At 63.6% G+C, this 19679-nt stretch carries 14 protein-coding genes; 6 read left to right on the forward strand and 8 right to left on the reverse strand.

Annotated features, from left to right (window positions below):
• Positions 1 to 40: 40 nt before the first annotated feature.
• Positions 41 to 1075, forward strand: a complete 1035-nt coding sequence (gene lsrB, locus CKO11_RS13590) for an autoinducer 2 ABC transporter substrate-binding protein LsrB (protein WP_223639834.1) — start codon at positions 41 to 43, stop codon at positions 1073 to 1075.
• Between the two features lie 127 nt (positions 1076 to 1202).
• Entirely contained in the window at positions 1203 to 2081 is an 879-nt protein-coding gene (gene lsrF, locus CKO11_RS13595) for a 3-hydroxy-5-phosphonooxypentane-2,4-dione thiolase (RefSeq protein WP_223639836.1), read from the forward strand.
• Between the two features lie 92 nt (positions 2082 to 2173).
• Here the strand turns inward: lsrF and CKO11_RS13600 are convergent, their stop codons facing one another.
• From CKO11_RS13600 to CKO11_RS13615, 4 genes are all read right to left on the reverse strand, one after another.
• Entirely contained in the window at positions 2174 to 4672 is a 2499-nt protein-coding gene (locus CKO11_RS13600) for an EAL domain-containing protein (RefSeq protein WP_223639838.1), read from the reverse strand.
• A gap of 272 nt (positions 4673 to 4944) precedes the next feature.
• On the reverse strand, positions 4945 to 6696 hold the full coding sequence (locus CKO11_RS13605; RefSeq protein WP_223639840.1) for a patatin-like phospholipase family protein: 1752 nt from the start codon (positions 6694 to 6696) through the stop codon (positions 4945 to 4947).
• Positions 6697 to 6707: 11 nt separating this feature from the next.
• On the reverse strand, positions 6708 to 7721 hold the full coding sequence (locus CKO11_RS13610; RefSeq protein ID WP_223639842.1) for a hypothetical protein: 1014 nt from the start codon (positions 7719 to 7721) through the stop codon (positions 6708 to 6710).
• On the reverse strand, positions 7708 to 9918 hold the full coding sequence (locus CKO11_RS13615) for an AAA family ATPase (RefSeq protein WP_223639844.1): 2211 nt from the start codon (positions 9916 to 9918) through the stop codon (positions 7708 to 7710). Before CKO11_RS13615 ends, CKO11_RS13610 begins: the two co-directional genes overlap by 14 nt.
• A 231-nt stretch (positions 9919 to 10149) precedes the next feature.
• Between CKO11_RS13615 and CKO11_RS13620 the strand changes: the two genes are divergently transcribed.
• Positions 10150 to 11886 carry a putative bifunctional diguanylate cyclase/phosphodiesterase gene (locus CKO11_RS13620; protein ID WP_223639846.1) on the forward strand — a complete coding sequence of 579 codons (1737 nt, stop codon included), beginning with the start codon at positions 10150 to 10152 and terminating at the stop codon, positions 11884 to 11886.
• A gap of 98 nt (positions 11887 to 11984) precedes the next feature.
• On the opposite strand, the gene CKO11_RS13625 is transcribed toward CKO11_RS13620, so the two are convergent.
• Entirely contained in the window at positions 11985 to 12173 is a 189-nt protein-coding gene (locus tag CKO11_RS13625; RefSeq protein WP_223639848.1) for a hypothetical protein, read from the reverse strand.
• A gap of 251 nt (positions 12174 to 12424) precedes the next feature.
• Here CKO11_RS13625 and CKO11_RS13630 point away from each other — a divergent pair, with 251 nt between their 5' ends.
• Entirely contained in the window at positions 12425 to 14320 is a 1896-nt protein-coding gene (locus tag CKO11_RS13630) for a putative bifunctional diguanylate cyclase/phosphodiesterase (protein WP_223639851.1), read from the forward strand.
• 24 nt (positions 14321 to 14344) lie between these two features.
• On the opposite strand, the gene CKO11_RS13635 is transcribed toward CKO11_RS13630, so the two are convergent.
• Positions 14345 to 15316 carry an aldo/keto reductase gene (locus CKO11_RS13635; protein WP_223639854.1) on the reverse strand — a complete coding sequence of 324 codons (972 nt, stop codon included), beginning with the start codon at positions 15314 to 15316 and terminating at the stop codon, positions 14345 to 14347.
• A gap of 150 nt (positions 15317 to 15466) precedes the next feature.
• On the opposite strand from CKO11_RS13635, the gene CKO11_RS13640 reads away from it, so the two are divergent.
• Entirely contained in the window at positions 15467 to 16084 is a 618-nt protein-coding gene (locus CKO11_RS13640) for a class I SAM-dependent methyltransferase (RefSeq protein WP_223639857.1), read from the forward strand.
• A 3-nt stretch (positions 16085 to 16087) separates the two neighbouring features.
• On the opposite strand, the gene CKO11_RS13645 is transcribed toward CKO11_RS13640, so the two are convergent.
• The gene (locus CKO11_RS13645; protein WP_223639859.1) at positions 16088 to 16306 is read right to left on the reverse strand and encodes a hypothetical protein; all 219 of its coding nucleotides are present in this window, start codon (positions 16304 to 16306) and stop codon (positions 16088 to 16090) included.
• Positions 16307 to 16676: 370 nt separating this feature from the next.
• Here CKO11_RS13645 and CKO11_RS13650 point away from each other — a divergent pair, with 370 nt between their 5' ends.
• Positions 16677 to 18605: a methyl-accepting chemotaxis protein gene (locus CKO11_RS13650; protein ID WP_223639861.1), complete on the forward strand. Its 1929-nt coding sequence runs from the start codon at positions 16677 to 16679 to the stop codon at positions 18603 to 18605.
• A 64-nt stretch (positions 18606 to 18669) separates the two neighbouring features.
• Here the strand turns inward: CKO11_RS13650 and CKO11_RS13655 are convergent, their stop codons facing one another.
• On the reverse strand, positions 18670 to 19647 hold the full coding sequence (locus CKO11_RS13655; protein ID WP_223639863.1) for a DUF4105 domain-containing protein: 978 nt from the start codon (positions 19645 to 19647) through the stop codon (positions 18670 to 18672).
• Positions 19648 to 19679: the final 32 nt, after the last annotated feature.

The following is a 19679-nucleotide window of genomic DNA, read 5'->3' on the forward strand; positions in this document are numbered from 1 at the left end:
GGCGTGCGCCGGTAGGGAAGAACCAAGTGGAGGAACTACCATGACTTTCGGACGTATCGTGACAGGGCTTGCCTTAGCCTCGCTCACCACGGCGCTTACCACGCTTTCGGCCAGCGCTGATGAGGCGCGCGTCGCCTTCATCCCGAAACTGACCGGCGTCGGCTTCTTCGAAAGCGGTGGCAAGGGCGCGCTGGAAATGGGCGAGCAACTCGGCATCGATGTCAAATACGACGGGCCGAGCGAAGCCTCGGTCTCGGGACAGGTTGAATTCATCAACAACTTCGTCAACCAAGGCTATAACGCGATCGCGATTTCCTCGCTCTCGCCCGAAGGTCTGTGTGAATCGCTCAAACGGGCAATGGACAAGGGCGTGGAAGTGCTGACCTGGGACAGCGATGTGAGCCCGGAATGCCGCAGCTATTACATCAACCAAGGCACGCCCGAACTGCTGGGGGCGCTTTTGGTGCAGATGACGGCCGATCAGATGGAAGATCCGACCGCGCCGCAAAAGGTGGCTTTCCACTATTCCTCGCCGACCGTGACGGACCAAAACCAATGGGCCGAAGAAGCCAAGGCGCTGATTGCGAAAGACTATCCGAGCTGGGAAATCGTTGCGACCGAGTTTTCCAACCAAGATGCGCAAAAAGCCGTGCAGGTGCCGACCGCGCTCTATCAGACCTATCCCGATCTTGACGCGATCATCTGCCCCGATGCCAATGCGCTTCCGGGCTCGGCGCAGGCGGCTGAAAACCTTGGTGTGAACGGCAAGATCATCGTCACCGGTTTCTCGACGCCGAACACGATGCGCCAATATGTGAAATCGGGCACGGTCGAACAATTCGGCCTGTGGGATGTGGTGATGCAAGGCAAGTTGGCGGTCTATATCGCCGATCAACTGGTCAATGGCGCGGAATGGGAAAAAGGCGACACGCTGGATGTTCCCGGCGTCGGCACCGTCGAAATCAGCCCGAACTCTGCGCAAGGCTATGATTATGAAGCCGAAAACAACGGCATCATCTTGCTGCCCGAACGCACCGTCTTCACCGCCGAAAATATCGACGACTACGATTTCTAAGGCGTGTGCAGCCACCCGCCGCTCCCCCTGAGGGCGGGCCAAGATCAAGACGACCGGCGCTTCGGCGCCGGTCCCAATGCGCCAATAAAGCGGCGCCACGATACGGGCGCCAATGAAAGGACCTCCCATGGCCGATCTCGACGACATCAAGGAAGGCAAGGATTTCGGGCTCGACCAGCCTGCCGACTTGCAAGGCTTTTACCTCAAAGGGGCCGCGCATTACGATTGGGGGATGAAGAACCGGCTGAGCCGCATCTTCAACCCGAAAACCGGTCGCACCGTGATGCTGGCCTTTGACCATGGCTATTTCCAAGGCCCGGCCACGGGGCTGGAGCGGATGGACCTCAACATCCTGCCCTTGGCGGATTACGCCGATGTGCTGATGTGCACGCGCGGCGCCTTGCGCTCGACCATTCCGCCGACCAACACCAAACCGGTGGCGTTGCGTTGCTCGGGCGGGAACTCGATCCTAACCGAACTGTCGAATGAAACGGTTGCGGTGGAAATCGAAGATGCGATCCGGCTGGGCGCCTGTGCGATGGCCGCGCAGGTCTATATCGGCTCGGAATACGAGCATAAATCGATCACCAATGTGCTGAAGCTGATCGACACCGGCACCCGTTACGGCATCCCGACCTTGGCGGTGACGGGCGTGGGCAAAGATATGGCGCGCGACGCGCGGTATTTTGGCTTGGCCACCCGGATCGCCGCGGAATTGGGCGCGCATTACGTCAAGACCTATTTCGTGGAAGAAGGGTTCGAGAAAGTGGCCGCCGGTTGCCCGGTGCCGCTGGTGATTGCCGGCGGCAAGAAGCTGCCCGAGCTTGAAGCGCTTGAAATGGCGTATAAAGCCATCGACCAAGGCGCGGCGGGCGTGGATATGGGGCGCAATATCTTCCAGTCGGACGCGCCGATTGCGATGATCCAGGCGGTCAACAAGGTGGTGCATGAAAACGCCACCGCCAAGGAAGCCTATCAACTCTTCCTCGATCTGAAAAACGCCTGAGCCTTTCCTCACGGAACGGACCCCTCCCACCTACTCAGGCGGTGCGCCCCGGCCTCGGTCGGGGCGCATTTTTGTGCGAATTCTGCCGCGTGTCAGGCTGTTTTAAGCGCGTGATTTTGGAGGATCCAATTCGCCAGATCGGCCTCGGCCATCGGGCGGGCGAAATAAAAGCCTTGCAGACAGTCGCAGCCGTGCCGGGCAAGCACGCGGGCCTGTTCGGGGCCTTCGACCCCCTCGGCGGTCAGCCCGATGTTCAGCGCACCGCCAATATTGCAGATCGCTTCCACCACCGGGTCAATCGCCTCGGGCGTGGGGCCGCCCTGCGTGATCAAGGAGCGGTCGATCTTCAGCCGGTCGGGCCGGATGCGTTGCAAGGTCGCCAACGAGGTGCGCCCGCGGCCGAAATCATCGATCTCGATCGCGATTCCCATCGCGCGCAGCCGCGCCAGAACCTCTAGCAGGCTGTCGGTGATTTCGTCGTAATCGAGCGTTTCGAGCAATTCGAAAGACAGCGCACAGGGCAGCGGGTGCAGGTCCACCAGATCGTCGAACAGATCTGGCTGCATCAGCCGCTGCAAATCCACATTGACCGAGATTCGCGGCAGATCCAGCCCCCGCGCGACCAGCCGATGCGCCGCTTCGATGCTTTTGCGCAACACCAGCGCATCGATACGCCCCATAAGCCCCATTTCGCGTGCCACCGGCAAGAATGTATCGGGGCGGATCATGCCATCTTCTGGATCGCGCCAGCGCACCAGCGCCTCCACCCCCATCAGTTCATGGCTTATGGCACTGACCTGCGGCTGGAAATGCACCTCCAGCCGGTCCCGGCGCAGGGCATCAACCAGCTTGTCGGCAATGCGCTTGGTTTCTTCGACCCGAAGCCGCAATTCGGGGGAAAAGGGCACGATCCGGTCACGCCCGGCATTTTTCGCGCCGTAAAGCGCGATATCGGCATTTTGCACCATGGATTCGGCCGCTTCGGCGCTGTGACAGCTCAGCCCGATCGAGACGCTGAACCACAATTTGCGCCCGCCGTAATCCACCGGCTCGCGGCAGGCCTTCAGAAACTGCTCGGCGCAGGCCTGCGCCAGACGCGCCGCCCGTGGCCCTTGCAAGAACACCGCGAATTCGTCGCCGCCCATGCGGGCCACCTTGGCGCCGGGTGGGGCGGCCTCGGCCAAAAGCCGCGCCACGGTGGACAGAAGGTGGTCACCTGCAGGGTGGCCAAACACATCGTTGATCGCCTTGAACCGGTCGACATCGATATGCAGATAGGCCATCGGCGTTTGCGGATCGGCGGTTTGCAGGCAGCGTTGCAGGTGATCGTCCATGCCGCGCCGGTTGGCCAGACCGGTCAGCGGATCATGCAGCGCATCATGGGCAATGCGGGCCCGTGCCGCTTCGGCCTCGGCGCGGGCAAGCTGCAATTCGTGTTCGCGTGCCACCCGCTCGGAAATGTCGTAATTGACGCCGATCGCCCGCACCGGCTTGCGGTTGCGATCGCGAAACAGCCGCGCATGGGTGGCCATCACCCGGATTTCGCCCGCCGGGGTCACGATCCGAAATTCGTTGGACAAATCGTTGCCGCGTTGCATCGCATCTCGAAAGGCGGATACGGCCTGCTCTCGATCTTCGGGGTGGACCATGCGCAGCCAATGCGCATGGGTCCCCGAAAAGCTGCCCGGCGCCAGCCCGTACAACCGATGCATCGTTTCGTCCCACACTTCGTGATTGTTGACGATGTCGTAATCCCAGACCCCGATGCCGCCGGCGGTGGTGGCCAGCCGCAACCGTTCGCCCAAAAAGCGCGCCCGCTCGGCCTCGGTACGGGCGGCATTGGCCCAACGCACAAGGCTTAGACCCGCCAAGGCCAAAAACGCTGCCCCCAAAAAGACGCCAAACCCACCCCGCACAGCCACATTGCGCGCTTGGGCCTGTAGCGCCGCGTGACGGCGCAACACCAAGACATCAAACAGGCCCGAAGGGCTTTCGCTTAGCGTCGCGACCGCTTCGGGCAGGTCAAATCGCAATGTGCCGGGTTGGGGGGCGCTGCTTTGTGGCGGGCGCTGCGCGATCGCGGCTTCCACCGCCGTCAACAGCGGCGGCGCGCCTTGCGGCCCCGGCAGCGCAACAAAGCGCCCATCCGTGTGCAGGCGCAGATAGATTTGCACATCTTTTGCCGCGAAAGGTCTGTAAAGATGGCTGAAATAGTCTTCCTGCGCGACCACGGCGACAACCCCGCCAAAGCGCCCATCGGCGGTGGAAATGGGTAGGCTGACGGGCAGCGACCAGGTTTGATCTACGCGGGCGCGCAGCGGCGCGTTGATATAAAGCCCCTGCCACGTGCCATCGCGATGCCGGGTGAAATAGGGCCTGTCGGAAAGGTCCAGCCCGACCGGCGTCCCATTCTTGTAATGCCCATCGACCACATGACCGGTGGAATCGATGATCAGCACCGCCGCAATGCCAACGTTTTCATCGGTGACGGTCTGGATCGCATCATCGCCGGAATGCACAAGATCGTCGGCACTAACGGCTTCGGCCACCGTTTCCGCCGAGAGCCGCATGGAGCGAACCAGCAGATCCATGTGATCTGCGGCCAAAGCGCTATTGTCCACCAGTGCCTTGGTCGCTTGCGACCAAGCCCGATGATATTGAAGCACCCCATACCCTGCTCCGAGAACACTCGCAAAACCAAGAACAAGCAAGATGCCGGTGAAAGATCGAAAGGTCATTTCGCACCGCAAATTGTAACACCCAAAGATAGGAAGCAGAGGGTTAACGGAAGCTTAACAAGATCCGGCCGCGCCCAAAGGCCCGGCCGGCTATTTGCATCTCAGCACGCGTGGGCCGGATGAGATCAATCCATCTCGGCAATATGGCGCAGTTTGGAGCGCGAAACGGGCAGGGCATCGCGGTCTTGCGGGCTGAGCCCCTGTGCACCAAGTGCTGCGATCTGGGCGGCGCGGTCGTGCAGGCGGCGGCGCAGATCGGCGGGCAGGGCATATTCGCCCTCCGCCTCTTGCAAAACCAGATCGGGATAGTTTGGCGCGCCGGGGAATTCGCTCGCCCAATGTGCCGCGAATTGCGCCAAAAGCGCATCAAGCGCCTGTATCTCGGTCAGGAAGCGGCGCATCCGATGCTGACGGAAGTCGAAATCCTCGACCAGGGTTTCGCCTGCCTGCGCGCCGAAATCGCCCAAAAGCGTGATCGTTTCGGGGCGCATTTGCAGGTTCAGCCCACCTTCTTTTTCGGTCAGGTTCACGGTGACGATGCGTTCACGAAAGCCCGTGAGGACCGATTGCAGCGAATCTTGCCAATCCTTGGCCGAGGCAAACAGCGCGCCAACGAAACCGCCCAACCCGGTCACCGGATGGGTGCGCAAGGCGCGGCCCGCCTTTGTGGAGGTGGGCAGATCGATCCGGCCGGCATGGGCGTCGTCGGGTCCGGCGCGCTCGGCGTCATAATCGGCCAGCGCGATCCCGAAGGTGGGGCGCAGCGGCAAGAGCGCGTCAAAGAAATGCACCGGGAAATTCGACGACAGCCCGCCATCCGAAAACAGGCACCGCCGCAGCCGCGCCTCGGGCGGGGCGTTTTTCAGCGTGTAATCGATCCGGTAAAGCGGCACCGCCGAGATCAGACCGGGAAAGGACAGGCTCATCCGCGCCAGCACCACCACGGGCAGCGCCTCCATGCGGAAGTAATGCAGACGCCGCGCGCCTGCGTGCCAATGATCTTCGACCGGGCTTGTGGCGGCGACCATCGCATCCACCACCCGGTCAGGGAAAATGCGGCGGAACTCGTCTTCGTCAAAGGCGTGCAGATTGCTACGCATCGGCAGCACATAGGGGCGCCGGGTGGTGATATCCGTGGTCATGGTCTGCACGGTGATGCCACGCGCGGCCAACATTTCGGTGGTCAGCGGTCCGCTTTCCGGGGCAAGCCCGGCAATCTCGTCCAGCCGCTGGGTCATCCAATCCGACAGCGCGCTGTTTTCGGGGTAACCCGCTTGGCTGCGTCCAGAGCACAGCCCGTAATCAAGACCCGGCAGCACGTCTGTGATCTGGCGTTTGATCTCAAGCCCCACGCCGATCAGCATCCCGGCGATCAGCGCCACAAGCCCGATCAGCAGCCAGCCCCAGACCACGGTGGACGAGGCGAAAAGCGCCAGCACCACGATCACCGCGCCCGGAACCGCGCCTTTGGCCATTTCCCGCGGATAGCCGCGCATCAGTGCCCAAACCAGCCCAAGCGGGGTTTTCCAGTCGATCTTGCGGCTGTCTTGCACGGCGCCGGGCGGCAACGGTTTGGGTTGGGCCGCCAGCAACAGCCGGAACAGGTTGGCCACCGCCGGATCGGGCTGGAATTTTTCCAGCACCGAGGTGGAAAGTTCCTCGGCCAAGGCTTCGATCTGGTCGAACCCGCCGCTGTCGCGGCCATATTCGGCCGCAGCGGCGAAAACGGCGGCAATCGCCCCTGCCGAAGTGCCCCCGACCTGCCGCAGCCGATAGGCTTGGGACAGGCGTTTGAGCGCAAGGGGATAGATCACCCCCGAGGTGATGCCGCCTTTCATCACAAGATCGCAATGGGGCAGGGCGCCGGGGTCGGTCATGGGTGTCTCCTTCAGCTTTGCATCGTGGCGATCCAGTGGTCGATCCACTGGCGCACCAGTTCCGAATAGGGGTGATCGGGGGCGGCCATCGCGCCAATGGCGGCAATCAGCCGGTCGCCAAAGGCTTCGATCAGCGCAGCGGCGTCGCGCGCGCCGGGATCGGGGCTTGTGTGCAGCCGCGCGGCGATCTCATCGGCCTCAAGGATCATCTGTTCCAGCACGGCCAAATGACGCAAGACACGGGTGCGCGCCTGCACCAGGCCCAGCCGGTTCAGCCCATACACTTGGATCGATACCGCTCCGCGCGCCGAGACATGGGGCGGCGCCGCATCGGGGGCCATATCCGCCCCCGCAAGCGGCAAGGGCAGCGCATCGCTTTCGTGCGGGGCCAGCGGTGCGGGCAACACAAGGCCAAAGGGGTCCGCCGCATCAACCAAAAAACGCAAATGCGCGGCGGGATCATCGCGGCACGGGTCCAGCAGATAGGGCCGCTCTGCCGCGCTTTCGGCAAAGGGATCCGCCGAGGTGCCATAGGCGCGCGTGCCCGCAAAGACCGGAAAGGCGTTTTCCTTGCCGCTTTGCCAGATCGGTTCGCTTGCGGCCTGCAAATCGGAAAGGCTGGCCGTTTCGGGCGTGGGCAGGTGCTGGTAGCGGCGGCGGTTACAATCGATGCAAGAGGGCAAAAGATTGTCCCAATCCGCGGCGAGCCACCAGTAGCCGAAATGGTCGGGGTCGTCTTCCACCCCGCCTTTGGGGCGGTAATGTTCAATATCAACAGGGGCTTGCGCGGCATAATCGCTTTCGCAATAGGCGCATTTTCCGTGAAAGAGACGCTCCAGCGCCAGTTTTGCGGCCTCGTCCTTATAGACCCGGAAGCCAAAGGATTTGCCACGTTTTTCGCCGGCTGCCACGCGGGCACGGGCCTTGGCCACATGGGCGGCGGCCTTGGCGCGTTCGCGCGCGGCACGGCTTTCGGGGCCGTCCATCGCCTTGGGCACAGGGCCGATGCGCTCAACCCGGCGCATTCTGGCCCCCTTTCAAGATCGCCACGATCCGCGCCTTTGTGGCGTCGCGCAGGGCGCGGCGGCGGCTGTCGGTCAGATGGCGCTGGGCGCGCAGGTAATCGGCCACCGCCTCTTGTACCAGCATCGCCACCGCCGAAGGGCCGACCGGCAGCGCCCCGGTCACCTCGGCGCGAAAGCGGGCCAACAGCGCCTCTTGCTGGGCGGCACGGGCAGGGTCTGTGGTGTCCAGCCCCGCCAAAGCATCCGCCAGTTCGGCGAGGCTCGATCCGGTTTGCGGATCATCGGTGTCGTAAAGGGCAAAGAAATCCGATTTCAAAAGCTGCTCAATCGTGAGCTTGCCGACATCGGGCAGGGTGGTCAGCGCATCGACCTTCATCGGCAGGTGGCTGCCCGCCTCGATTCCCGGAATGCGGCGCAGCACCAACACCTCGCCATCCTGCATTCCGCGCAGGCATAATGGGTCATGGGTGGTGGCGATCAGTGTCATACCGGGCAGCGCCCGGCGCAGCCCGGCCATCACCTGCACCTTCCAGCGCGGGTGCAGATGCGCCTCGATCTCATCCACCAGCAACAGCCCGCGCGCCGATTTCAGGCTGGGAAAGTGGCCGGGCGCCGCTGGGTCGATCAGCCAGCGCATCACATCGCAGGTCAGCGCCAGCATGGTGCGAAAGCCCGAGGAAACGGCATCCAGCGGGGTGAACCGCTCGCCCGCCGCGGGGTCATTGGGATCGGGGCTTGTCACCACCATGCAGCCGCGCGCATCCCGCGCAATCCGGGCAAAGCCACCGCCCGGGCCAAAGATGAAGCGCAGCGCCTGCACCACCTCGTCAAACCGCGCTTCGGGCAGGATTTCAAGCCATTTTCCGGGGTTTGACAGCAGGTTGTCGGACCGAAACAGCGTAACGATGCCGCGTTCGGGCGCCCAGTCATGGCTGGCCTTCACGTAATGACGATAGGCCCCATAGGCAAAGACCGGCAGCCCCTCGGGCAAATGCCCGTCGGTTTCCAGCCCGCGCCGGGTCAGGCGCAGCATCACCCGGCTTTCCGCCCCCCCTGTCGCATCTTGGAAGGTCAGCCGCACCAGCCCGGTTTTGCGCGCGGCGCGGGCACTGCCCATCTGCGCGGGGTCAAGCAACAGCGCTGCGGGGTCAAGGTCCAGCGCGGCGCGGGCCGCGGGCGGGGCGAGCGTCAGCGCAATCGCCTCCAAAAGCGAGGATTTGCCCGCCGAATTTTCCCCCAAGATCAGCCGCGCTGCGGCCGGGGCATCGAACGGGGCGGGGGCGGGCAGGTCCAGATCCAGCCGTTCGATCCCCTTGAAACCTTTGATTTCGACCTTCACCAACGCGGGCGGCAGCGCATAGCCCGGCGCCGTTGCACGCTCTGGCGCGGCGCTTGGCCAAGGCGCTTTGGTCTTGATAGCAAAGCTTTCAGGGGCTTGGGGGGGCAAGCGATCGGGTGTTTGACGGCGTGCGAGATTGGCCAGAAATCCGGCGAACTCCGATGTTTGGGGGGGCTTTGTGGATGAGGCCCCTAGTGCGTCCCCCAGCGCGGTGACCGCCCGTGCCCTTGCGGCGACAAGATCGGGGCGGTTCAGCCGGTAAAGCCGCAGGGTTTCCAGCCCGCGCGGGCTGAGACCTTCCCAATAGCCATCGGGGCGGGCGCGCAGATGCGCCTCCAGATCGGCGTCAAAGGTGGGGTCCAGCAGCAGCGGCTCTTCTGCCAAGCCGCTTTCATCTTCGGCGGGCGCGCGCGGCCAGACCCCGGTGCCCGCCTGCACATAGTCTGCGTAAAGCGTGGCCGAGGGCAGCGCGGCGCGGCGCCCCGCAACCGGAAAGGCATTGCGCGGGTGGGGCAGGCAGTCGGCGCAGATCGGCAACAGGTTTTGCCAGCTATCGGCCAGCCAGCCATAGGCCAGGGTGCCCTCGGTATTGGCAAAGGGCAGCGCTTCGGAGGGCGGCCGAAACCGGAAAAGTTGCAACGTCACCTTGCGTTCGCAAAAAGCACATTTGTGATCAAACAAAACGGCGAGCGCGTCCAGCAGCTCGGGGGTCGGGGGCAGGCCGCGATCGGGCGGGCGGGTTTGCGCCCGCGCGCGCGGCTCAAGGCGCAGCCATGCCAAATAGGCGGTGCGCATCCGCGTGAATGCGGGGCCGGCAAGGGATTTGGGGGCCTGAGGCGGGCGCGGAACAAAGCGCATGGCAAGGCCTTCGAAAAGGAAAAGGGCAAAACGTCGCGCGATCATAGCATATCGCGCGCGAAAATCACCTGCCGCCCAAGCATTCCGGGGCGCGTCAAGCTTTTGGTTGCATCTTTCTGCCTATGTGACCGCGAACCCTATGACCTTGGAGGAACAGGTGCGCGCCGCGCGACAGGAGCACAGAAAAATGGGCCGCGGCCGCGCTGTCTTGTTCTTTTGGGGGCAAGGTTGATGCGGTCCCGGTCAGATGGGATCGGCGCGCCGGATGCTTCTTTGCCAAAAGGGGCCTTGTTTTCGTGCGATCAGGCGGGGCTTGCACAGCTTGAACGGCTAAGCGGGCTGGGCGCTTGGGCCTATGATCCGCGCGCGGGCGCGGTTTTGGTCAGTGCGCGCGTGCGCGATACGCTGGGCCTGCCCGACACCACAGAGGCCACGCTTGAGGCGGTGCTGGCACGCTTGGTATCCCCGAAGGCGCGCAATCTGCTGCGAGCGCGGCTGCATAATTTGCGCATGGCGCCGGTGCCGGGGCAGGGGGACGAAACAGACCTTGCCGCGCCTTTGCGCTTTGACACGACGATTGCCACCCCCTCGGGCAAGCTGCGCCGGGTGCGGCTGCGCGCGGAATTGCAACCCGCCCCCTGCGCGCGGGTGGTTGGCACGCTTGAAGATGTGACCCATGAAAACCGCGACCGGCAGCGGCTGTGGCGCGCGGCCAATATCGATGAGCTGACCGGGCTGATGAACGCGCGCGCCTTTCAAAACCGCCTGCACCAAGCCGTGCGCAGCGGCGAAACGCTGGCGCTGGTGCTGTTGGATCTGGATGGTTTAGCGCAGGTGGGCGATCGGCTGGGCGCGGCGCAGGCCGATGCGGTCCTGCGCGAAATCGCGGCAGGGTTGTCGGGTTTGGTGGGCGAAGATGGGCTGGTGGCGCGCCTTGCGGGCGATGAATTTATGTTGATGCGCGAAGACCCCGACCCGGATACGGCGGCGCAAAGCATGGCCACGCGGGCCTTTGCCGCGCTGGCCGAACCGTTCAGAATTGCCGCGAGCGCGGGCTTTGCGCTGGATGCGGCGGCGGGTCTGGCGACGCGGCCCGGCGATGCGCCGGATGCCGAAGGGCTGATGCGCGCCCTGCGCGATGCCTTGTCAGAGGCGAAACGGCACGGCCCCGCGCGCGCGGCGTTCTTGCGCGGGGAAACACGCGCCCGGTTCGAAGCACGCCGCGACGCCATTGCCTTCGTGCAGGAGGCCGTGCAGGCGGGCCGCCTGCGGGCCTATTACCAGCCCAAAGTCTGCTTTGCCTCTGGCAAGATCGTGGCCTATGAGGCGCTGGCCCGGATCATGGCGCAAGACGGCACCATCAGCGGGCCCGAGCAATGGGGCCCCGCGCTGGACGATGTGGATTGCGCGCGCCGGATCGATGCCGGGATATTGGCGGCGGTGCTGCAGGATCTGTCCACCGATGCGGCACGGCTGGGCCGCGTGGGGGTGAACTTTTCCGAATTTAGCCTGCGCGATCCAAGCTTTGCCGACTGTTTGCTGGCCGAGATCGCCCGGCATCGCCTGTCCCCCGATTTGATCGAGCTTGAGGTGATCGAGACGGTCTTGGTGGGCGAGCGGATGGGGCCGCTTTCGCAGGGGTTTCGCACATTGCGCGCGGCGGGCATGCGCATCGCGTTGGATGATTTTGGCACCGGTTTTGCCTCGCTCTCGCATTTGCGCGACTTGCCGATCGACCGGATCAAGCTCGACAAATCCTTTGTGCTGGGGCTGGATCAAGATCCGCGCAACGCGCCGATTTTGCGTGCGATTATCGCGTTGGCACATGCGCTGGATCTGGAAACCGTGGCCGAAGGCGTCGAGACAGAGGCCGCCGTTGCCTTTTTGCGCGCGCTTGATTGCGGCGAAGGGCAGGGGTTCCATTTCGGCCCGGCGCGCCCGTTTTCCGCGCTGCCGGCTTTGGACTAAGCGGGCCGCCCGCACGGGCGCGGCGGGCATGGCAAAAGCCTTTGCGACCTTTGCGGGGGGCGGGGCGGGCGCGCGCTGGTTCGCGCGCCTTTCGCACCTTAGATCGCGCGCAGGTAAGGGGCGATGGCCGCTTCCATTTCCGCCGGGCTGACCCCGTCGCCGAACCGGTTGGCGCGGCCTTTGGCGTCCAGCACGACGCCGAAACCGGCCGCGCGCCACAGCAGCAGCGTGACATTGCCATAGCGCGAAATTTTCGGCGGCTGGCGGGTGATTGCAGTCGAAGCCATGGTGATTCCCCTTGGTGGCGGCAGCAGATTGTGGCGCCAGCTTCGCGGGGCAAGGTTAACACCGGGTCAACCGTAATAACGCTTCTTTGCGCCCTGCGCGCGGTTTTCGCGCGCGGGTTCAGGGTCCGACAACCTTTTGATGCGATGCAGAAGATACCTGTAGCAACCGACATCTTGCCGTGCATCCGTTCCTTCGCTCTCTGCTTGCTCCGATTCGCGCGATGCTCTCCAAGCATCCTAGCCCGGAGGATGTGTCCAGCGTGGTCTCCGGCACCGCTTTCGGGGCCTTTATCACCGGGCTAAACGCACTGATTTATTTCATTGGTGCGTTCGACGAGGGCGATGTTTATTTTCTGGGGCCTTGGCTGGGGGCGGTGTTCTTGCTCTGCGTCGGGCTTAGCTGGATGTCGCAACGCGCCAACGGACGGCTGATCACCAAAGTGTCGAAACGCGCGGCGCGGCGTCTGATCCTGACCTCGGTTTTGCTGGCCTTGCCTTGGGCGGCGCTGCCGATTCATGTCTTCGCGTTGCATGGCAGTGGCGAGCCGATGCTGGTGATGGTGGTCTGCACCGGGATGCTGGCGGGCGGCGTGTTGATGCTGCATCGTGCGTTGACCGCCGCGGTCAGCTATATGGCGACGATTTTCCTTGCGGTGACAGGCTCGGTGCTGTGGGGCGGCTGGGAAGAGGCTTTGCCGATCACCGCCTATTGCTTCCTTTACGGGATGTTTCTGGCCTATTTCGCGGTGAGCGCGGGCGAGACTGCGCGGCAGCGCGATGACTCGGTCAATGCGCTGTCGCAAGCGGTCGACGGGCTGCGCCGGGCGCGCGATGAAAACTATCTGCTGGCCAATATCGACGACACGACCGGGCTTTTGAACCGCAAGGCGTTCAACACCCGTCTGGCGGAGGCGGTGGCGCGGCAAGCGGCCGAGGGCGGCCATTTTTCGGTGTTGTTGATGGATCTTGACCGGTTCAAGAACGTCAACGACCTGTTTGGCCATAGTGTCGGGGACGAACTTCTGGCCGAGATCGCGCGTCGGCTGCGCGCCAATCTGCATGAAGGCGATGTGATTGGGCGTATCGGCGGCGATGAATTCTCGATCATTCTGGTCGATGCGGCGACCGAAGACGAGATCCGTGCCGTGGCGGGGCGGCTGCTGGAGGCGCTGAACGTGCCCGCCCGTCTGGCCGGGCGGCAGGTGCATCCGGGGGCGTCGATCGGTGCAGTGATCTGCCCCGATGACGCGGCCGATCCGGTTGAATTGTTCCTCAAGGCCGATCTGGCGCTGAACCGGGCCAAGGAATCGGGGCGTGGGCAATGCGTGAAATTTGACAGCCAGTTGCGCGAGCAGGTGATCAATGATGACCGGATCGAAGCGGGGCTGCGCGATGCGCTGAAAGGCAACCTTCTTTACGTGCAATACCAGCCCAAGATTTCGCTGCGCGATGGCACATTGATGGGGGCCGAGGCGCTGGTGCGTTGGACCTTGCCGGATGGGCAGAAGGTGTCGCCCGAATGGTTCCTGTCGATCGCGGCCGAGCGCGGCATGTTGCCCGCATTGTCGCGCCATATCGCCGAGGCCGTGGCCGAACATATCACCGGCTGGCGTGCGCAGGGGCTCGACCCGGGCAAGATTGCGCTGAACATTCACCCCGACGACATCAAATCCCCGGAACTTCTGATGGAAACGATCCAGATGTTCGAAAGCCACGGCATCCGGGGCGATGCGCTGCTGCTCGAAATCACCGAGGGCTGCCTGATCGGGCGGGGCACCGATATGGTCAGCCGCCTGCTCGATGCGATTGCGGATCGGGGCTATGAATTGTCGCTTGATGATTTCGGCACCGGCCATGCGGCCTTGGCGCATTTGAAAAAAATTCCGGTGGCGGAAATCAAGATCGACCGCAGCTTCGTGTCGGGGTTGGAATACCGTCGCGACGACCGTGCCATCGTGGCCGCGATCATCGAAATCGCGCGCGGGATGGGCATTCGGTCCGTGGCCGAAGGGGTCGAGACCGAGGCCCAATGCGCGATCTTGCGCGATCTGGGCGTGGATTGCGGGCAAGGCTATTTGTGGTCGCGCCCGATCAGCGCCGAAAGCTTTGCGGCCTTTCTGGCCGACCAGCAGCGCAAGACCGGCTAAGCGGGTTTAAAGCCCTGCGGCCGCCTAAAGCTGGTCTGGATAGCGCGCGCCTTGCACCCCATGCTCGGTCACGGCGCGGTCGATTTTGGCCAGCATGTCGGGGGATAGGCGCAGATTGGCGGCACCAAGGTTTTCCGCCAAACGCGACGCTTTCGTGGTGCCGGGAATCGGCACGATCCATGGTTTTTGCGCCAACACCCAAGCCAAGGAGAGTTGCGCTTGAGTGGCCCCTAACTCCTGCGCAAGCGTGGCAAGCTGGGCAAGCAACGCGCGGTTATGGGCGAGCGCTTCGGGCTGAAAACGTGGATGGTTTTTGCGAAAATCCTGCGTGCCCAGTTGCGTGGCGTCGGTGATCGCCCCGCTTAAAAACCCCCGGCCCAACGGCGAAAAGGCGACCAGTGCGATCCCCAGCGTTTCCAAGAGCGGTAAAATCTCGGCCTCGATGTGCCGGGTCCAAAGCGAATATTCGCTTTGCAAGGCGGTCACGGGCTGCACCGCATGGGCGCGCCGGATCGTGCCCGCCCCGGCTTCTGACAGGCCAAAATGCGCCACTTTCCCCGCCGCGATCAGATCGGCCACCGTGCCCGCCACCTCTTCAATCGGCACATCCGGATCGACGCGATGTTGATAAAAAAGATCGATCCGGTCGGTGCGCAGGCGGCGCAGCGACGCCTCGCAGACCGCGCGGATGTGTTCGGGGCGGCTATTGGTGCCAATCGACCGGCCAGCAGTATCGATCTGAAAGCCGAATTTCGTCGCGATCACCACCTTATCGCGGATCGGGGCGAGCGCTTCGCCCAGCAATTCCTCGTTGCGATAGGGGCCATAGACCTCTGCCGTATCGAAAAAATTCACGCCTTGGTCATGGGCGTGGCGGATCAGCCGGATCATTTCGGCGCTTGCTGGCGGCGTGCCATAAGAGGCGGTCATGCCCATGCAGCCCAGACCAAGGGCCGAAACGGTGGGGCCATCTGTGCCCAATGTGCGTGTGATCATCCGCGTCTCCTTTGGCCCAGCGTAACACCCGGCACGGCAAAGACACAAACCGCCACCCGCGCCGCTGCGCCAGATCGTCCCGGCGCGGTGCGGGGGCTACCGGGCGGCGCGGCGCGGCGCTAGCATCGCGCCAGCATCAAGGGGGCGGATATGACCGAACAGCAACTCCATTTCTGGGACAAGGTGGCCGAGCGATATGCGGCGCGCCCGCTTAAGGACCCGCAGGCGTTCGAGGATATGCTGGTCGAGGTGGGCGGCTGGCTGCACCCGGGCGATAAGGTCTTGGAAATCGGCTGCGGCACAGGCTCGACGGCGGTGCGGCTGGGCGGCACCGTGGGGGCGTGGCTGGCCACCGATCTGTCGCCCGAAATGGTGCGGATTGCCCAAGCGAAAGCGGCGCCCGAAGGGGTGCGCTTCGTGCAGGCCGCCGCCGATGTCCCCCATGCTGCGGGGCCGTTCGACGCGATCTGCGCCTTTCACATCCTGCATCTGGTGCCCGATGCCCCCGCCACGCTTGCGGTGTTGCGCGACCAGCTTGTGCCGGGGGGGCTGTTGATCTCGAAAACTTGGTGCTTGCGCGACTTTAACCCGCTGATGCGGCTGTTGTTTCCGATCTTGCGCAAGCGCGGGCTGATGCCGCCGCTCAATCTTTTGCGCCACAAGGAATTGCGCGCGATGATCGAAACCGCAGGCTTTACAATCGAAGGCGAGCGGCACTTTGGCAAGCACCGCCACAGCCGCTTCATCGTCGCCCGCAAAGCAGGCTAAGCCTCAGGCCGCGTCGTCGCCTTTGGGCGCGTCTTTCGGCGCGGGCGGGACGTATTTCACCAGCAGATGCCAGCCAGCATAGGCCCCGGCGGCGGCAAAGATCGCCGCCCAAAGGTAGCTTTGCGTGGAGACCACCTCGAAACCGGCCCAGATGAAGCAGAAGGCCACCACGGCAATGCGCACCCACAGCGGTTTGAACATCGGATGATCGAAGCTCGACATCGGTTATTTCCCCTCTGACGCCCGCCCGGTATGCCCGGCGGCGCCCGTTCGGCCCCACCGGGCCTGTCTTCTGCCTTGTCCCGGCCCCGGTCTGCGCGGCACGGGCGCCCCGCCGCGTGCGGAGCCCGGGCCAAGCTTTGCCAAGGCGCGGGCAATGTCAATGCGGCGTAAACGGAGACGCATGCGGCGGGGGCCGCTGTGCGAAAGGATAGAAGTTTAGGAACCAATGTTGGAATTAGACCAGATCATAAGGGTTTCTTGATCCTTTGGTGCAAACTTGCCCGCACTCACTTCCCGGTTTTGTTTCTTGTCGCTTTGTTTTTCTGGTTTCCGGGCACATCGAAATCTCTTTTGTGCAAGTAGGCCCACCTTGACCCGACTGACTGGAATATCCGCCCGTATTTACGGCATCGTGGCCGTTGCCGCGCTGTCGCTTGTCATCTTGTCCGAGATCCTTTTGGGATTTGCGGCTGATAACGCCTTTGAGATGCGCAGCCAGCATCTGAGCGATGTCACCGACACCGCGATCAGTGTTCTGCGCGATTTGGAAGAAGAGGTCGCCGCCGGCACACTGACCCCCGAAGCCGCCCGAGCCGAAGGCGCGCGGCGCCTTGCCGGGCTGCGCTTCGACGAATCTGGCTATTTTTACGTCTTGGATCATAGCGGTAATATCGTGATGCATCCGACAAAGGCCGACTGGGTCGGAACCTCCCAGATCGATTATGCCGACCCCCACGGTACGCGCATCTTTGCAGAGATGATCGCCTTGGCCGAAACCGCGCAAAGCGGGGCGCTGCGCTATTTCTTCAACAAGCCGGGCAGCGATATTCCCGAGGAAAAAGTGGGTTTCGTGCGAGAATTCGCTCCTTGGGGGTGGATCGTCGGCACCGGCTCTTATCTAAGCGATATTCAGACGGCACTGGCCCATTTGCGCACGGTGTCGAATATTGCGATGGTGGTCGCTGTGTTCGCGCTGATTGGCGTCGCCACGGTTCTGGCGCGCTCGGTCACGCGCCCCATTGCGGCGGTGCATGCGCGGATGGAGCGCATGACCGCAGGCGATACGCAAAGCGATGTGCCGGGCACGGATGGGCGCAGTGAAGTGGGCGATATGGCCCGCGCACTGGAAAAATTCCGCGCCGCTTTGGCCGAAAAGGACGCGCTTGAGGCGCAGCAGCGGGCGCAGGCCGAAAGTCTGGCCCGTGCCGAAGAAGAGGCCCGCGCCCGCGACGAGGAATTGGCGCGCCGCGAGGCGGAAGCCGAAGCCGAACGCGCCCGCGAAGCCGAGGTTCGCGCCGCCGAAAAAGCCGCCGAAGAAGCGCGCCTTGCTGCGGAACGAGAAGCACAATTGCGCGAACAATCGCTGATCGTGACGGCTTTGGCCGAGGGGCTGCATGCGATTTCTGCTGGTGATCTGACGGCGCGGATCACGGCGGACTTCCCCCCGGCCTATGTGGGCCTGCGCGAGGATTTCAACGCCGCGCTGGAAAAGATGGCTGATCTGATTGGCGCTATCGTCGAGACGACGCAAGCGGTTGAGGACGGGGCTGGCCAGTTGAGCATCGCCTCAAGCGAATTGGGGCGGCGCACCGAGACGCAGGCCGCGTCGCTTGAAGAAACCGCTGCGGCGATGAACCAGATGTCGTCTTCGGTCGAGCAATCGGTCGAGGGGGCACGCACGGCGGCTACTGCGGTGCGGCGCACCCGGTCGACCACTGCGACGGGGCTTTCGGTGGTGCGGCAGACCGCCTCTGCGATGAACGATATCGCGGAAAGTTCGGAGCAGATTTCGCGCATCACCTCGGTGATCGACGATATCGCCTTCCAGACCAATCTCTTAGCGCTCAATGCCGGGGTGGAGGCCGCGCGGGCGGGCGAAAGCGGGCGCGGTTTTGCGGTTGTGGCCTCGGAGGTGCGCGCTTTGGCGCAACGCTCTTCGGAGGCGGCCAAAGAGATTGCCAAGCTGATCGAAACCTCGGCCCGCAATGTGCAATCGGGGGTGCATCTTGCGGCCCGCTCCGACACGGTTTTGGTCGATATCGACAAGCTGGTGTCTGAACTGGACGATCTTCTGGGCGGGATCGCCACCGCCGCCAGCGAACAATCGACCGGGATTTCCGAAGTGACGATGGCCGTGAACCAGCTTGATCAGGTGACCCAGCATAATGCCGCTATGTTCGAGGAAAATTCCGCCGCCACGCAGGGGCTGTTGAGCGAGGCGCGCAAGCTCAAGGAATTGAGCGCGGTGTTCCGCATCGCCCCCACCTCCGAAGACGAGGCCCTAAGGCTGGCGGGTTAAGCGTCGCCTGACATTTGATAAAGGCAAGGGGCTGGGGCGGTTGCTCTGGCCCTTTGTTTTGCCCCTAAGGGGTGCGGATCTTTTCGGAAAACGACAGGCCGGGCAGGTTGCGCTGCGCGCGCGGGGTGATGCGGGCGGCCCGGTCGCGCGCTTCGGGCAGGGCAGGGGCGATCACGCCCAGATCGGTCAGGTAATCGGGCAAATGCCCCGACAGGACCAGCCGCCAATCCAATGGCAGATCGGGGTTGAGGCTGCGCGCAAGGCGCCACACCACCGTGGTGCAATTGGCGGTCAGCGTGTTGTAAAAGGTGGGCTCGGCCTGCAACTCCTGCGCCAGCGCAACATAAGACATGAACATCGTGCGGCGCTGCGCGGCGCTAAGCGCAACCGGGTAAAGCCGCACCTCTTCGCGCCGGTGATTGGTGCGCAATTGCACGATGTCGCGTTCGGTCGCGCCGATCAACACCAGCTCGAATTGCCGAAAGAAGCCGCCAATTTCGTTGAACTGCTCTTGCGCCTCGCGCCGGATTTCAACGGAAAACACCACATGCTCGCCCCCTTTGAAGCCGAAACTGACCAAAAGATGCGCGATATCGGGGCTGTCCCAGACCGAGGTGATCATATCGACGGTTTCGAGATCGTTCAGATCGACGCGGCGGCTGATCCAGCGCGGCGTCGCTTCGGTGGGCGAGCGCCAATCGAAATCGCGGATATCATCAAGCGTGACGATATCGCCGCGCAGTTCGGCGCGGACGCCGCGCGCCACATCCAAAGCCCAATCGCGATCTTGGCGCGGCGTGATGGTCTGATACCAGCCTGCGACCAGTGCCGCACCAAAGAGCAGCAGCGCCCAGCCCATGCGGCGGCTGCGCAAGACGCGCGCGGCCAGCGTGGCACTTGCCGCAAGGGTTAGCCCCGTCAGCGCGAAAAGCCGCGGCAGGCCCGCCAGATGCAGCCAAAGCGCGGTTGCGGCCCAAAGGCTGGCCAAGATCACCAAAGCGATGAAGGCCGCATGGGCAAGGGGGCGGGTAAGGCGGGGCATCGGCGTTTCCTTTCACCGGGTCTTTCCGTTTG

Origin of the sequence: Rhodobacter sp. TJ_12 (assembly GCF_020023995.1) — a bacterium.
In the GTDB taxonomy this organism is placed as follows: domain Bacteria; phylum Pseudomonadota; class Alphaproteobacteria; order Rhodobacterales; family Rhodobacteraceae; genus Rhodobacter.

Bases quoted from the DNA above. Each gene is read 5' to 3' on its own strand.
- lsrB (WP_223639834.1), top strand. From the start codon at position 41: ATGACTTTCGGACGTATCGTGACAGGGCTTGCCTTAGCCTCGCTCACC.
- lsrF (WP_223639836.1), top strand. From the start codon at position 1,203: ATGGCCGATCTCGACGACATCAAGGAAGGCAAGGATTTCGGGCTCGAC.
- CKO11_RS13600 (WP_223639838.1), bottom strand. From the start codon at position 4,672: ATGGATCTGCTGGTTCGCTCCATGCGGCTCTCGGCGGAAACGGTGGCC.
- CKO11_RS13605 (WP_223639840.1), bottom strand. From the start codon at position 6,696: ATGACCGACCCCGGCGCCCTGCCCCATTGCGATCTTGTGATGAAAGGC.
- CKO11_RS13610 (WP_223639842.1), bottom strand. From the start codon at position 7,721: ATGCGCCGGGTTGAGCGCATCGGCCCTGTGCCCAAGGCGATGGACGGC.
- CKO11_RS13615 (WP_223639844.1), bottom strand. From the start codon at position 9,918: ATGCGCTTTGTTCCGCGCCCGCCTCAGGCCCCCAAATCCCTTGCCGGC.
- CKO11_RS13620 (WP_223639846.1), top strand. From the start codon at position 10,150: ATGCGGTCCCGGTCAGATGGGATCGGCGCGCCGGATGCTTCTTTGCCA.
- CKO11_RS13625 (WP_223639848.1), bottom strand. From the start codon at position 12,173: ATGGCTTCGACTGCAATCACCCGCCAGCCGCCGAAAATTTCGCGCTAT.
- CKO11_RS13635 (WP_223639854.1), bottom strand. From the start codon at position 15,316: ATGATCACACGCACATTGGGCACAGATGGCCCCACCGTTTCGGCCCTT.
- CKO11_RS13640 (WP_223639857.1), top strand. From the start codon at position 15,467: ATGACCGAACAGCAACTCCATTTCTGGGACAAGGTGGCCGAGCGATAT.
- CKO11_RS13645 (WP_223639859.1), bottom strand. From the start codon at position 16,306: ATGTCGAGCTTCGATCATCCGATGTTCAAACCGCTGTGGGTGCGCATT.
- CKO11_RS13655 (WP_223639863.1), bottom strand. From the start codon at position 19,647: ATGCCCCGCCTTACCCGCCCCCTTGCCCATGCGGCCTTCATCGCTTTG.